The organism is uncultured Gemella sp. (assembly GCF_963525875.1).
Lineage (GTDB): Bacteria > Bacillota > Bacilli > Staphylococcales > Gemellaceae > Gemella.
The window spans coordinates 1-14,427 of record NZ_CAURMG010000038.1 but is presented as its reverse complement, the minus strand read 5'-3'; the positions used below and the strand labels follow the sequence as shown (position 1 = coordinate 14,427).

12 protein-coding genes and 1 riboswitch are annotated in these 14,427 nt (G+C 30.1%); of the genes, 7 read left to right on the top strand and 5 right to left on the bottom strand.

The features are described 5' to 3' along the window. Nucleotides 1–508 precede the first annotated feature (508 nt). The 4 genes from yycF to yycI are packed head-to-tail and all read left to right on the top strand — an operon-like array spanning nucleotide 509 to nucleotide 5,263. Nucleotides 509–1,213, top strand: a complete 705-nt coding sequence (yycF, locus tag RWQ73_RS06535; protein ID WP_314407484.1) for a response regulator YycF — start codon at nucleotides 509–511, stop codon at nucleotides 1,211–1,213. Then, nucleotides 1,213–3,141, top strand: coding sequence for an ATP-binding protein (locus tag RWQ73_RS06530; protein WP_314407483.1), 1,929 nt, complete (start codon nucleotides 1,213–1,215; stop codon nucleotides 3,139–3,141). The genes yycF and RWQ73_RS06530 overlap by 1 nt, the downstream gene beginning before the upstream one ends. An 11-nt stretch (nucleotides 3,142–3,152) precedes the next feature. Next, on the top strand, nucleotides 3,153–4,466 hold the full coding sequence (yycH, locus tag RWQ73_RS06525; protein WP_314407482.1) for a two-component system activity regulator YycH: 1,314 nt from the start codon (nucleotides 3,153–3,155) through the stop codon (nucleotides 4,464–4,466). Next, nucleotides 4,463–5,263, top strand: coding sequence for a two-component system regulatory protein YycI (yycI, locus tag RWQ73_RS06520; protein ID WP_314407481.1), 801 nt, complete (start codon nucleotides 4,463–4,465; stop codon nucleotides 5,261–5,263). The genes yycH and yycI overlap by 4 nt, the downstream gene beginning before the upstream one ends. 250 nt (nucleotides 5,264–5,513) lie before the next feature. On the opposite strand, the gene RWQ73_RS06515 is transcribed toward yycI, so the two are convergent. Further along, entirely contained in the window at nucleotides 5,514–5,948 is a 435-nt protein-coding gene (locus tag RWQ73_RS06515; protein ID WP_314407479.1) for a DNA starvation/stationary phase protection protein, read from the bottom strand. A gap of 247 nt (nucleotides 5,949–6,195) precedes the next feature. Here RWQ73_RS06515 and yidD point away from each other — a divergent pair, with 247 nt between their 5' ends. Continuing rightward, entirely contained in the window at nucleotides 6,196–6,447 is a 252-nt protein-coding gene (yidD, locus tag RWQ73_RS06510) for a membrane protein insertion efficiency factor YidD (RefSeq protein WP_314407477.1), read from the top strand. A gap of 245 nt (nucleotides 6,448–6,692) precedes the next feature. Here the strand turns inward: yidD and RWQ73_RS06505 are convergent, their stop codons facing one another. Continuing rightward, nucleotides 6,693–7,208 carry a rhodanese-like domain-containing protein gene (locus RWQ73_RS06505; RefSeq protein WP_314407476.1) on the bottom strand — a complete coding sequence of 172 codons (516 nt, stop codon included), beginning with the start codon at nucleotides 7,206–7,208 and terminating at the stop codon, nucleotides 6,693–6,695. A 309-nt stretch (nucleotides 7,209–7,517) separates the two neighbouring features. After that, nucleotides 7,518–8,732 (bottom strand): ferrochelatase, encoded by a 1,215-nt coding sequence (gene hemH / locus RWQ73_RS06500; RefSeq protein ID WP_314407474.1) that lies wholly within the window; start codon nucleotides 8,730–8,732, stop codon nucleotides 7,518–7,520. Between the two features lie 327 nt (nucleotides 8,733–9,059). On the opposite strand from hemH, the gene RWQ73_RS06495 reads away from it, so the two are divergent. After that, nucleotides 9,060–9,416 (top strand): DUF1310 family protein, encoded by a 357-nt coding sequence (locus RWQ73_RS06495; RefSeq protein ID WP_314084604.1) that lies wholly within the window; start codon nucleotides 9,060–9,062, stop codon nucleotides 9,414–9,416. Nucleotides 9,417–9,528: 112 nt separating this feature from the next. Next, on the top strand, nucleotides 9,529–10,758 hold the full coding sequence (locus tag RWQ73_RS06490; protein ID WP_314407472.1) for an ATP-binding protein: 1,230 nt from the start codon (nucleotides 9,529–9,531) through the stop codon (nucleotides 10,756–10,758). Nucleotides 10,759–10,938: 180 nt separating this feature from the next. On the opposite strand, the gene RWQ73_RS06485 is transcribed toward RWQ73_RS06490, so the two are convergent. Together RWQ73_RS06485 and glmS are read right to left on the bottom strand one after the other, a co-directional pair. Then, nucleotides 10,939–11,499, bottom strand: a complete 561-nt coding sequence (locus tag RWQ73_RS06485; RefSeq protein ID WP_314407470.1) for an ECF transporter S component — start codon at nucleotides 11,497–11,499, stop codon at nucleotides 10,939–10,941. Nucleotides 11,500–11,706: 207 nt separating this feature from the next. Beyond that, nucleotides 11,707–11,819, bottom strand: a riboswitch (FMN riboswitch). 156 nt (nucleotides 11,820–11,975) lie between these two features. Further along, nucleotides 11,976–13,778, bottom strand: a complete 1,803-nt coding sequence (gene glmS / locus RWQ73_RS06480; RefSeq protein WP_314407468.1) for a glutamine--fructose-6-phosphate transaminase (isomerizing) — start codon at nucleotides 13,776–13,778, stop codon at nucleotides 11,976–11,978. Between the last annotated feature and the right edge of the window lie 649 nt (nucleotides 13,779–14,427).

The following is a 14,427-nucleotide window of genomic DNA, read 5'->3' as shown; positions in this document are numbered from 1 at the left end:
CGTTATTGTATGTTTTTTTCTATATTCTTTTATGCACTTAATTTTACAATGTACCTTTTGAATTCTTTATACAGATTATATTAGAAAATATTGCCCAAAAAAGAGAAATGATATAAAAATTTACCGTACAGATAATTTTCTTGTTTTGTTTTTTGGAGTAATTTTTAGTAAAGTATAATTCTCAGCTAGTAATTTTTATGGCTGAGAATTTTTTATTTTAATAATGATAAGAGCATGCTAATAAAGTAATATAAAACAAATTTTTTAGGATAATTTCATTTTTGTTTTATCTGTTATCTTTAAGTGATAGGAAGTTAATCGTTTGCTTAAACTTGTAACTTATCAAAAAAAAATGATATAATATAGATAGCTTTATATATTTATATCTTTAAAAGATGTTTAAAATATAAACTAATTTCAATAAAAAAGTATACTTTAGAGTGTTTTTATATAAAATAACAAGAGTATAAAATTTTTAATACTTAGTATGGACCTAAGGAGGACAGAGATGGCTGAATATAAAATACTAGTAGTCGATGATGAAGAACCGATTGCTAATATACTAGATTTTAATTTGAAAAAAGAAGGCTATGATGTAATTGTGGCTAATGATGGAGAAAAGGCTGTAGAATTAGCTTTTAATGAAAATCCAGATTTAATTTTATTAGATTTGATGCTGCCTAAGAAAGATGGTATGGAAGTATGTAGAGAGGTACGTGCTAAAAAGAATATACCTATTATTATGTTAACGGCGAAAAATAGTGAGATTGATAAGGTTCTTGGGCTTGAATTCGGAGCTGACGATTATGTGACTAAACCTTTCTCAACACGTGAGCTAATGGCTAGGGTTAAGGTGAATTTACGTCGTGTTACTAAACAACAAGAGGAAGTTGTTGAAGAGAAAAATGGTAGTGATCTTGTGATTAAGGATATAGTTATTTATCCTGAAGCGTATGTTATTAAGAAAAACGGTGAAGAGGTGGATTTAACAAGAAGAGAATTTGATTTATTCTACTACTTAGCTCAACATCGTGGTCAAGTATTAACACGTGAGAATTTATTGCAAACAGTATGGGGTTATGATTATTTCGGTGATGTTCGAACAGTTGATGTGACTGTAAGAAGATTACGTGAAAAAGTAGAAGATGATTCATCACAACCTGAATATATTATGACACGTCGTGGTGTTGGTTACTTTATAGGTGAAGAATAATGAGTTTTTTCGAGAAGAAATTTAAGAAAAGATTCTTTTCATCAATTCGAACTAAGTTTGTAATAGTGTATGTATTGGTAAATATAATTTCTTTACAACTTATCGGATTATTCTTTACAACGCAATTAAGAAACAGTAATATAAATACATTTGAACAAAACATTATTGAACAAGAAAAAATTCTGAATTATCACGTCCGTGAGGAACTTGATAAAGTAAGCGGCAATAATGACGACAATTCTAAGACTTTAGAAAATAATCTTGAAAGAAGAGAATCAACAAGTGGTACTTATGATTCAAAAAGTGGAATAGCGAAACTAGTCAGTGAGTTTAATATTCAAAAGTTATTATTAGTAAATGTTATAGATAATGATTCGAAAATCTTGGCGACCTCATCGAAAAATGGAAATGATGAGTATCTTGCTAAAAGGTCTTTTGATCCTTTGGTAAGTCAGGTTATTAAAACAGGAGAGAGTACAAAACAGATTCAAAACAATACGGATAGTAATAAGCGTGTTTGGATTTATGTGAGTCCAGTAAAAAAAGATAATGAAGTAGTAGGTGTTATCTCACTTATGGCTGATATAGAAAGTGTTTATCAAGAGGTAAACAGTATTTCTAAAATCTTTATAGTAGGAACTATTTTATCAATTTTAATTACTACTGTTATAGGGTTTGTAGCTTCGAAAACTGTAACGAGTTCCATCGAAAAAATGAGTTCACAGGTTAAAAAAATGGCTTTAGGAAACTATGGAACGGTAGTTGGGATAGATGCTGATGATGAGATTGGAGATTTAGCAAAAGTATTTAATCAGATTTCTAAAAGGATAGAAGAAGAACAGGCGGTAACGGAGACAGAACGTAGGAAACTAGCGACTATTATCGAGAGTATGATGGATGGGATTATTACAACGGATAATAATGGAAGAATAATTCTAATAAATACTAGTGCTGAGGATATGTTGGGTGGACGTGATGATGAAATTTTTATCGGAAAAGATGTGCTGAAGATTCTTAATATTACAGAGTATGAGAGTATAGAAGAGATACTAGAGGCTGAAGATAGTCTTTTAGTTACAGCTTCTAAAAGCGATGAGGAATTGCTTTTACGTGCAGAGATTTCTAAGATAGAAAAAGAAGATACTGAGGATCTAACTCAGATGTCTACCGAGTTAGAAGGGTATATAATCGTACTTTATGATGTAACAGATCAAGAACGTCAAGAAAAAGAACGCCGCGAGTTTGTATCAACTGTATCTCATGAGCTTCGAACACCTTTAACAACGATGAATAGTTATATTGAGGCGTTAGAAGAAGGTGTGCTCGAGGATAAAGAGCTTGCCCCGCAATTTATTGATACTATTCATAAAGAGACTACACGTATGATAAGAATGGTAAATGAGCTTATGCAACTTGGTAAGATGGATATTAAAGAAGAACATTATGAAAAAGAGTTTATTGATATAAACAAACTTCTTGAGCAAATTACAGATAGATTTGCATTGACTCATCCAGAGAAAAACTTTATAAAACATATATCTAAGACACCGATATTTGTAGAAGGAGACCAAGATAAGCTTACACAGGTATTTGATAATATTGTCAATAATGCGATAAAATATTCACCAAATGGTAAGAATATTACTATAAGAGTTAGACAAAATTATCACCATAACAGGGTTAGTATTTCTATAAAAGATGAAGGGGTAGGAATACCGCTGGTGCATATTGATAAAATTTTCAATAGGTTTTATAGAGTTGATAAAAGTAGACAAAGAAGTATGGGTGGAACAGGTTTAGGATTAGCCTTAGCTAAGACTATTGTAGAGGCTCATAAAGGTCGTATTTGGGCGCAAAGTAGAGAAGGGTATGGAAGTATAATATTTGTTACATTGCCTTGTGAACAAATCGATGATGAATGGTTATAGAGGTAAATAGTATGAAAAGTAAAAGGAAAGAAACTGCAAAATCAGTTGTATTAGGTTTACTAGTTTTACTGAGTTTGACGTTATCTTATCTTATTATTACTTATCAACCAGATTATGAAATTTTCACGAAAAGAGCCACACAAAAGGCTGTGGATTCAAATAAAAATAATCTTTTGAATTTTCTAATACCGGATAGTATGGTGAAAAACTATGCGGGATCTAGAGAAGAACCGATAGTGCAAAATTCGATAACGAAGGTTGCGAGTGTCGACGCTGTGAAGAATAAAAAAGTCTTGAAAGATTTGTTATCTATGCTTTCTGATAGTGAGAGTGTAGAATCTAGGGTTAGAAACCGTAATATTGAAGAAATTACAACGAATAATATTGAGAAGATTTTAATAAATTATCAGGTGACTTTAGATTCATCTTTGGTTAAGCCGTTGTTCTTTTCTGGAGAAAATTCTAATATCAGTTTAGAGTTTGATACGATAGTGTTATTAAAAGATAGACCTAATATGATTTATTTGTATAAGAAGGACGATAAAAACTATCTTCAAATCACTTTAAAAGATGAAATATATAGCAAAATAGATGGTAAATTCAATGAGAAGAAGCAAAATTATGCTAAGTATAGTTTGAATAACAAGTTCATATATTTAAAAGAATCTGATGAAGATGATATTATAGATGAATACAGCGCTGAAGATGTAAACTTGAATAAAATGGCTAAAGATATTTTTGAGAAAAAAGATAATCTTAGAATAAGTAATGAAGATGAAGTAACAGATGGTTATGGAATATTAAGGTTAATAAATAATAGATTAGTATATACAAATCCATCAAATGAAGGTGGTCGTGAAGTTGGAGCAACTGTAGCGATAAATAATACAATGAGTTTCTTAGAGTTAGGTTATGTAGGAGATACGAACTATCAACTTACAACAGCTCTTGAAGGGATAACTATTTTCCAAGAAGCGTATAAAGAATCGATAGTTTTTAGTAAAGATGGGTATGCGGATATTATATCAGAGGATAATAGTAGTGGTATATATAGACTAACTTCTCCGAAAAAATTAACTAAGACCTATCTGTCGTCGAAAGAAGCGGAAATATATTCTGTAGAAAAAACAGAGTATGTTATAAATTATCTTTACGACAAAGTGAATCTTAAAGAAATTGGTGATATTGTCTTAGGATATGATAAGGTGTATAACAAAGATAGAAATAGTTTTAGTTATGTTCCTACATGGTATGTGAAATATAATGATAGATATGTTAGTTTCAAAAAAATAAAAGAAATGATAAATAATGGAGAGAGACTATGAATTGGGGTAAAATGAAGACTTTATTTATTTACCTGTTTGTCGCTTTAAATGCTGTGCTATTAACTTTTTATTTCTATACAGTTCAGAAAAATAAGACGGAAATAGTGCAAGAAAAAGAAATAATAGAACGTGCTATGAAAAATGATAATATAACAGTAGAGGAAAATACCACAAAACGTGATAATTTAGGTTATGTTAATGTGACGATTTCTGATTTAAGAGATATAAGGAAAGAGGACAGTAGCCTAAAATATGAAGTTGAAAACGTTGATAAAACGTCTACGTTAAAAGTAAATTCAGAAAATGCCATAACAAATGTTAATAAAAATAGCTATAGGGCAGAATTAGATTCGTTTTTACTTGAAAAGATGAAACTTAGTGCAAATTACATTTTCTCTAGTTATAATTCTACAAAAAATGAAATAATTTATGAACAACAAATTGATAGTTTCAGAGTGTTTTCGAATAAAAATGCTAGAATCGTGTTTAAGGTTGAAGGTAATGGAGAGATAAAGAGTTTCACCTTAACTGGAGTTTCTAATATAAGAAAAGACAAAAACGAAACGTTAGTCTCTTCTAGTCAAGCTATAAATAGATTGTATCATGAGGATTTAGTTCCAAAAAATTGTAGGGTTAGAGCAACTCTTGGTTACTATACATTTATTTCGCAAACTGAAAACCAAGTATTAATACCGACATGGAATGTAGAAATAAGTGATAAGGATGGACAGATAAGTAATTATTATGTAGATGCTATAAATCTAAATATCCTTAATAGAAAAGGGCGTAGTGCCTAGCAAGGTATTTGAATAAAATAAAAGAAGAGACCGAGTAGTGGAGTAGTAAACTCCGCAGCTCGGTCTTAAAATTATTGGGGAGTGACTCAAAAATCGTGATTTCAAAGAAATCGATTTTGTCGAGTCCCCCCCGCAAAGTTTATTAGATATCTAAAAAGCTTTTATAAAGCGAATTTAGATATCAATAAACCACTGCGTCTATGAGTTTTCATAAACACTTTGTTAAACTTTAGGATTTTTGGGTTAGCCCCTATTCTGCTAAGTAAGCACGTAGCATCCAAGCATTTTTTTCTAATTGAGTTTTTAATCCTAATGCTAAGTCAGAAGTACCTTGATCTCCTTCTTCTTCTGCTACACTCATAAGTTTAGTAAGGTCACCAATTAATAATTCGAAATCGTGGAATACAGCTGCTACCATTTCAGAAGTTGTTTCTTTTTCAGTTGCCTCTTGAATTGTTGCGATTTCTAAAGCTCCTTTTAGAGTAGAAACTGGACGACCACCGATTGCTAATAATCTTTCAGCAACTTCGTCTAAAGATTCAGTTGTGTAGTTATAGTAGTTCTCAAATACTTCGTGTAGTGTGTAAAAGCTACGTCCAGTTACATACCAGTGGAAGCTGTGTAATTTTGTGTATAATACTGTTAAGTTTGCTACAAGTTTGTTTAATTCTGTTTTACGTGTCATTTAAATTTTCTCCTTTATTTTTGATTTTATGTTTAAATTATAGCACTGTACTCATCTGATGTAAAGTCTATAGACTTTTAATAGTTATTGAGAATTATTCTCTGAAAAGAAGCTTGATTTGACAATGTTTCCTATAGTGAAAAAATATAATTGATAATCAATATCTATTGTCAGATGACAAAATAATTGAAATAAGTTGAAATATAGTTAACAAGTTGATAAAATTAAAGATGAAAGGAGCAAATTTATGGCGAAATTCTGTATTTTTTTAATAAACTTATATAGACGATATATTTCACGTTATACAAAACCAACGTGTAGATTTTCTCCTACGTGCTCTACATATGCAGTAGAAAGTTATAAACGATTTGGATTTTTTCTTGGAACTTATTTAACTGTAAAGAGACTTTTAAAATGCCATCCTTTTTACAAAGGAGAGTATTTTGATAATGTTCCTCTATTTAAAAGTGATATATTTAAATTTAAAAATAAAAAATAAAGAGGTTTGACTTATTTGGTCAAACCTCCTATATTTTAGGGCGAAATTGTTTGTTTGGATAAAAAATTGGAATTGTTGATTGAGGTTGCTGGATTTTAAAGGGGTTATTCCAACAAAATAACTATTCTAAAATTTTCTAATTATATTATTTGTGAGGTAAATCCTCATTGTTATCCACAAATGTCAATTATATTGCAAGAGTGAGGTAAATCCTCATTATTATCCACAAATGCAAAGTTTTATTGTTATTTATCAATGCTATTTCCAGCATCTAACCATGCGGCAATTCCGCCCGGGAATCTATAGACATTTTTATAACCTGCTTCTTTAGCTAGTACAGCTCCGACGTGACTTCTCTCACAAGCGACAAATCCACAGTATATCACTATTTTTTTATCTTTATTATCTCCTAGAGCTTTTAAAAATGCATCTTTTTCTTCTGGTTTCAAATCTTTCATTTCTTTAGGTAAACCAGCGTTAATTGCACCTTTGATTTTTGTGCTTGCAAATCGATCGGCAGGTATAGTGTTAATTAAAAGCATATCTTCTTTATTATCGATTGATTTTTTTAACTCATCTGCGTTTATTAAGTTGTAATCTCCTGTTTTTGTAGCTTTAACAAGTTTGATTGATGCTTTTTCTACTTCGTTTTCTTTTCCGTCTTTTGCAGATCGGTTTAGTCCATCTCCACTACTGCATCCTACAAGTGATGCAGAAAGTAAAATGCTTGATAAAGTCAATAGCAGTTTATTATTTTTCATAATTTTATCCCTCCATTTATTTCACTTTTATTATAACACAAAACAATGGTATTTTAAACTATTTATAAGAAAAAAATTATTTAATTCAAGATACAACTCACTACAAAATTTACCTATTTAACTATATGTAAACGTAAAATTATAATTTAGATTATAATAAATATAATAAAAAAATATATAACTTAATAATATTTAGCGCAAGCTAATTACATTAGAAAATTATAGTTTTTATGTAAAAATAAACTCTATTGCCGAATTCACGGTAATAGAGTTTTGGTATTTATCTTGAAAAAAATTTATTAGATACTACTATTTATTTATTATTTTTTTTATAAACTTGAGAACTTTTAATTTAATAGTAGTATTTTTGTGAGATAGTGTTTTCTTGATTAAACTAGATAACTTAGGTTTATCTCCATTATTTCGATTAGCTAACATTTCCTTAACAAAATCAGGCATTTCAATTTTTTCACCATCTTTTTTATTAGCCAACATTTTTTTAACAAAGTCAGGCATTTCGGGTTTATCACCATCTTTTTTGTTTTCTAACATTTTTTTAACAAAATCAGGCATTTCTGCTTTAGATTTATCCATTTCGTTAAATGTTGTTTCCTCAGGATTGTGATAAGTAAAAGAATTATTTTTATTAACTTCTATTGCTGATACTAAAGCTTCAATTAAACGTGGATCGTCGTTTGGCATAGGAGGACGATGATAAGTAACCCCAAATTCCTCGCAAAGTTCACGACATTCAATATCATTATCAAAAAGTACTTCAATATGTTCGCTGATAAAACTTATAGGTACAAATATATAGTGATTTGGATGATTTGTTTGTTCTTTTAAATATTCAAGAACATCAGGTTTAATCCAAGGCATACCTATATCACTTTCACTTTGCCAAGTATTTGTATAATTAGCTTCGTTTAAACCTAGTTTTTCAACAATAAGTTTAGTCATATCAAAAATCTGGTCAACATATGGATCGTTGTATTTTAGTGCGATTTCAGGAACGCTATGAGCAGAAAAAATAACTTTAAAACTATCGTTTTTTACTTTTTCCTCAATAATTTTTTTAATTTCATCAGCCCAAAACTCAATAAGTTTTTCTTCTTTATACCAAGATTTGATTATGTTGAATTTGATTTTATTACTCTTAATGAATTTTTCATATCCCATAATAGAATAGAATGAGTAGTGTGGTTCTAGTATCAAGCATATGCATTCTTCGATACCATCATTTTCCATATTTGAAATTATATCAGGAATATAAGGATTTGAGAATTTGTTAGCGAAATATACTTGATAGTTATTTTGAACAGCTTGTTTTAGAAGCTCAACTTCTTTAAGAGTTATTTCTTGAAGTGGAGAACCTTCGATACGAAGGTAATTTTCTAAAAGTGTATTAATTTCTTCATCATCAGGTCTTTTTCCCCTTCTAATATTGGTGAAAAAGTTAGCTACTCCTTCGAATGAATATTCTTCAGGTGTCCCGTATGTCATAACTAAAATAGCTTTTTTCATTTTTTAACCTCTCTATATAGTGTAGTATATACGATTATATCATGTTTTGTATTAAAACACACGTATTAGAATATTATAACAGATAACTATTATCGATTATAAATGTTATATAGTTAATATTATAGTTTATGTGTTGTTATAGTATGAAAGATGTATTGGTAATTAATACATTAAAAATTAATTTTACTATAAAATTATGTGAAATTTATAAAATACTATTGCAAAAACAGCTGAAAAGGTATAATATAAAAGATAACTAAAAAGTTTGCTAATGAGAGAGTTTAAAAGACTCTGATAGAAAAATATAGAATAAGGAGGAAGTATAAATTGAGGAAAAGAATATTAGGAGCGGTAACATTTCTTGCAGCTATAGGTGGTGTTATTTATATGAAAAATAACCCTAAATATAAAGAAATAGTAAGAATCGTAAAAACAGCGGATGCACGAGGTTTTTATGAGAAATTAATTTTAGAAAAGGATAAATTGGCTTTTACTGCAAAGGCAAAAATTAATGATTATAAAATTGACTATGAAAGCATTAGGAATGTGGGAGAGAAAATCTATGCGAGATTAATTGTCAATAATGATGAAAAACTTAATATTGATACAGTGCTTAATGAAAAAGATATTAATATTGAAGAAGTGGCACATTCAGAAAAACTAGATGAATTATTAAAAAAATAGCAGTTAAGGGGGCAGAAAATTATTTTTTTCATTTTTCTGCCCCCTTAACTTGGATTTTTTGGGATAAGTATGTTAAAATTTATTTAGAAAACATTTTATTAGGGGTATTGAAATGGAATTATATAGAAGAGAGTTGTATTTGAAAAGAATAAGGAATTTTTATGATAGTTCAGATATAATAAAAGTAATTACAGGTGTTAGGCGTTGTGGGAAATCTTCTTTGTTAGAGGTTGTCAGATTAGAACTTTTAGAAAGAGGAGTACAAGAAGAAGATATAATTTTTATTGATTTAGATAGTAAGAAGTATAGAAAGGTAAAAGATGCAGATAAATTGGAAGAAGTAATTGATGATTTATCGGTAACTCAAAATTTAAAATATATATTTATAGATGAGATCCAAAATGTTGAAAATTTTGAAGAAATAATTAATGCATATAGAACAGAAGGACACTATTCTATTTTTATTACTGGTTCTAACTCATATTTATTAAGTGGAGAATTAGTAACTAAGTTAACTGGAAGGTATATAGAGATAGAAATGTTTCCGTTAAATTTTTTTGAATATATGGAGATGAAAAGATTCTATAATAAAGTTGTTAATGATAATTTGCAATATGAGCTGAATAATTATATTCATGATGGAGGTTTTCCAAGAAGTATTTTTATAAATGAAATTGCAGATAAGAGAATGTATGTGTCATCTATTGTTAGAGAAATATTTGAAAAAGATATAAAACAAAGGGTAAAGGTTAGAAATGTTGAGGCTTTTAATGTAGTTAGAGATTTTGTAATAAATAATTATGGAGCAACTTTGAGTGTATCAAGTATACATAGAGCTTTACAAGGAAATGGATTGATAATAAAGAGAGAAACTATTAGTAGATATATAGATGAATTAGTGAAGTCAAAAATTTTATATCAATGTGATAGGTTTGATATGAAGTCTAAGCGTTCTTTAGCAGGAGAAAAGAAATATTATTTGGCTGATACAGCATTTTATTTCGCTATGAATACGGACAATAGAATTAATTATGGTCCAGCTCTGGAGAATATTGTGTATGTATATGCTAGAAGTAATGGGTATAGTGTTAGTGTTGGAAGAATAGGAAAGTTAGAATGCGATTTTATCTTACGTGATTCAGATATGAATTATTCATATATTCAAGTTGCGTATACTATAAATGAAAGTTTAGAAACGGCAGCTCGAGAATTTAAGCCATTAGAAATGATAAAAGATAATTATCCAAGATATCTAATGACTACCGATTATTTGCTCCAACAAAACAATGGTATAAGACATGTAAATTTATTAGAGTATATAAAAAGTAATAACAAGTTTTAAAAATAGCAGTTAAGGGGGCAGAAAATGATTTTTTTCATTTTTCTGCCCCCTTAACTTGGATTTTTTTGGGATAAGTATGTTAAGTATTTCTTAGGAAATTTATAAAAAAGGAATCATCCATTACAGTAAGGTGAATGTAATGGATGATTTTTCATGGTTAATTTAATTGGTTTTATAATATTATGCGAAACGGCTTCGAATGCTAGCTGGTATAGATTTATAAACACTTTTAGTAACGAAGAATAAAATAGTTACTAAAACACCTTTTAGTAGGTTGAATGGAATGATACCAACAGCTACAATAGTTTTCACATTAGTTACAATATCGGCTAAATTCATAATATATCCGTATGCTGGAAGTAATACGAAGTAGTTAAGTAGAGACATGAATAATGTTATAACTAAAGTCCCTAAAACACCGCCAATAATAGTTTTTGTAGTACCTTTTTTGTAGAATAATACGATAATGCTAATAAAAGTAAATTCTACAACGATATTAGCAATTGAACCGATTGGTTCATGCGACAACAAGGCGAAATGTAGAAAGTTTTTTAAGAACGACACTAAAAGTGCATCTTTATATCCTAATAACAATAACGCCATGAATAACGGTATAAATGTGAAATCAAATTTTAGAAATGGTGGCAAGAATGGCACAGCAAAACTAAAAAAAGATAGAAGTAGAGCAATAACTGCAAGCATTCCACTTAAAACAAGTGAATGAACATTTTTTTTGTACATATTAAATCCTCTTTCCTATCTTCATAGGCAAAAAAATAACAGCAATATTATTTTTGAAAGGGTATGATTTAAAACTCATTAGAAATAAAAAATACCACTTTAAAAAATTTAAAGCGGGACTGAAAGGTATGAAAAATAAGCGTTGCACAATACATTGTACGATAAATATACATATGCAGTAAGGTTATATGTGCAAGTTTATTAATTCTATATCTTCTATCATCCAGACTGTACTGTCGGTTTTGGAATTTCACCAAATCAGCTTGCGCTCGCGGACTTTAACCGCCGGTCGGGAATTTCACCCTGCCCCGAAGATAAATAATTTATTTATTATAGGTTTATTATAAACTGAAGTAAACTAGTTGTAAAGAGAAAAGTTTTAAAAAAACTTAAAACATAGATAAAAACGGAAGTGACTCAAAAATCGTTTTTTATCGATTTTACTGAGGCTCCCGTTTTAATTATACATTGCTTTATTATTCTACTGTTACTGATTTAGCTAAGTTACGTGGTTTATCCACATCTAGTCCTTTGGTGTAAGCTGCGTAGTATGCAAATAATTGTGTAACTACGATACTTGCGATTGGAGCAAGATCTTCATTTACGTTTGGAATTGCGTAGTCGCCTTTACGAGCTAATTTTTCTAATGTAATGATTAGAGTATTAGCACCACGGCTAGCCACTTCGCTTACGTTACTACGTGTGTTTAAATCTAATTTAGCGCTTGTAATAAGAGCTACTACTGGTGTTCTTTCTTCGATAAGGGCGATTGTACCGTGTTTTAATTCTCCTCCGGCAAATCCTTCTGTTTGAATGTAAGAAACCTCTTTAAGTTTTAAGGCTGCTTCGCATGCACTGTAGTAGTCGATTCCACGTCCGATATAGAATGCATTACGTTCTGTGAATAAGTTTTTAGCTAAGTTTTTTATAGTTTTTGCATCATCTAAAATTGATTCTATTGCTGAAGTAATTACTGATAATTCTTGTTCGATATCAAATTTTGGTTGTTTAGCAATTTGCTTAGCAACCTCATATGCTAGTATACTTAATGTTGCGATTTGTGCAGTATATGCCTTAGTAGATGCAACGGCAATCTCAACACCTGCGTGAAGTAATAATGTATAATCACATTCACGAGATAGGGTTGAAGCATCAACGTTAGTAAGTACTAAGAATTTATAATCTTCATTTACACTGCGTAATTTTGTAAGTACTGCACGAAGATCGGCTGTTTCTCCTGATTGAGAAAGAAAGATGAACATTGGTTTTTTAGATAATAATGGTACGTTATAAGCAAATTCTGATGCTAAGTGTACTTCTGTAGGAATACCAGCCCATTTTTCAAAATAGTTTCTTCCTACTAAACCAGCATTATAACTAGTACCGCATCCGATAATATATAATCTATCAGCATCTTTTACGTTGTTAATAATTTCGCTATCAATATTAATATCATGTCCATCGAAGTAGTGAGAGATGATATTACGCATAGCTCCTACTTGTTCGTGTATTTCTTTAATCATGTAATGTTCGTGGATACCTTTATCGATTTCTCCAGCGTTTAAATTAGTTGAGAAACTTTCACGCTCTATAACATTATCTTCTTTATCTTCGATAGTTACGCTATCTTTTTTTACAATAACAAACTCACCGTCATTGATTTCTAAGAAGTTGTTAGTGTACTTAATCATTGCTAAAGCATCACTACCGACATAGTTTTTGTTTTCTTCTCCTAGTCCGATAAGAAGTGGACTTTTATTTTTTGCTACATATAATGTATCTTTATCTTCTGTATCGATTAAACAAAGGGCATAAGAACCTTGAAGTTTAGATACAGCTTTTTTGAAGGCTTCTTTAGTGTCAAGACCGCGATCACTATAAATTTGTACTAACTGAACGATAACTTCAGTATCAGTTTCAGAAACAAGCTCTACACCTTTGAAAAATCTTTCTTTAAGTTCTTGGAAGTTTTCGATAACTCCATTGTGAACTAAAATAAAACGTTTGTTGAAGCTTTGGTGAGGGTGAGAGTTAGTTGTGTTAACTCCACCGTGAGTAGCCCAACGTGTATGACCAATACCTAATTCTAGGTGAAGTCCTTCAGGTATTAGGGCTTCTAAATTTTTAATACGACCTACAGACTTAGTAACGCTAGCTTCTCCATTAACGACACCAGCAATACCAGCTGAGTCGTATCCACGATACTCAAGGCTGCTAAGTCCATCGATTAAAAATTTAACTCCATTTGCTTCTCCAACAAATCCTACAATTCCACACATATAAAAAATTCCTCGCTTTTTTCTTTAATTTATTTTTATAGAAAATACTATAAAAGTTTTATACCTATGCTCAAATATATTATACTTCTTGTAGTTTATTATACTTAATCAAGTTTATGTAAACCTTAAAAGAAGACATAATGAGCCTTTAGAGAGGTGATAATGATTTTGAAGGGTATATTTCATTCTTGAAAATCTTCAATTGCTGTTGCATACGCTGTGGGAGCGACTTAACAAATTTTGTGAAATATTACACTTTTACTTATCTAACTATTTCGTCGTCTCTTCGTTCCTAGAAATAGTAAAGTACACCCCAGAAGTGGCAACTAAAGTTTTTCACGTCATTCTTCCTTAAAAACTAAGTTGCTGGTGCATACGCTGTAGCTATGAGTTAATCGTTAGGTTTCTTGAATCAAAAAGATGATAAGAAACCTTATCGAGTAACTTAGACAACAGCTACTCAAAATATAAGGAATGAAATGACGAAATATTTTGCTAGTAGCCACTGTAAGTATCTTGTCGTCACTGCGTTCCTAGAAATATTAAGATCTACCCCAGCAGTGGCAACTAAAGTTTTTATCGTCATTCTTCCTAAAAAACTAAGTTGCTGTTGCATACGCTATATCTAAATATTTCGTCGTCTCTTCGT